1 protein-coding gene is annotated in these 812 nt (G+C 74.3%); it reads right to left on the bottom strand.

Going from position 1 to position 812, the window contains the following annotated elements:
- Positions 1-195 precede the first annotated feature (195 nt).
- Positions 196-812, bottom strand: a 617-nt coding sequence (locus tag C3481_RS16045) for a carboxylesterase family protein (RefSeq protein WP_181021963.1), incomplete at its 5' end; no start/stop codon positions are given.

Genomic DNA, 812 nt, shown 5'->3' with positions numbered 1-812 from the left:
TGATCGGGCAGGACTCTCCCAGGAGGGTAAAGGCCTGTCAAGTTCTAGGTAATACACCGGACTTGGCGCCCAAAACGTGCTTGCACTCTTCACAAGGACTGCACATCTGATGGGTCGTGAGGAACGGTGACCGAGGGTCGCCGGCAGTCGGCGCGCCGGAGCAACCGCCAGGCCGGGCGAGGTTCTCGGAGGCCCTCAGCGACGCCGGGCCGCCACCGAGCGCCGCAGACGCCGTACCGCCGCCGCCAGCTCCGCTCCCGGAGCCCGGCCCACGGACGCGGGGCTGATCTCCGGGACGACCGTGCGGGCGGTCGGCCAGAGGCCGGTCTCCGCATCCCGTGGGCCGTGTACGGTACGCGGCTCGCCCTCGCCGAAGACCCGCACCGGATGCGTCGCGTCCCAGGCCGCCCAGCCGGGGTCCCCGGTCGCCGCGAACCGCACCCAGGCGGCGTGCATCGCGTCGGCCAGCTCCTGCGGGGCGCCCTCACCGGCCAGCTTCCGCGACTCGGGCACGTCCCCGCTGTCGAAGACGAACCCCAGCTCCAGGGCGTGGCAGGCGCCGAGGCCGGGCAGCCGGGAGGGCCACGCGAACTCGTACAGGTGACTGGCGCCGGGGTGGGCGTCGGCGAGCCGGTGCAGCGGCACCCGCAGCAGGTGGTCGGTGACCATCTGGCCGACGATCTCGGCGGTCCCGGCGTCCGGGTGCAGCGTCCGGTAGCCCCGCGCCACCTCGTGCCCGGCGTGGCAGCGGGCCATCGCCCCGGCCAGGGCGACCGCGCCGAGCCGGTCGACGTGCTCCAGCAGTCCGCCGG

It is taken from the genome of Microbacterium sp. Ru50, from assembly GCF_002920555.1.
GTDB lineage: Bacteria > Actinomycetota > Actinomycetes > Actinomycetales > Microbacteriaceae > Microbacterium > Microbacterium arborescens.
Note: the sequence above shows the minus strand (reverse complement) of the source record. Positions and strands in the feature narration are given on the sequence as shown.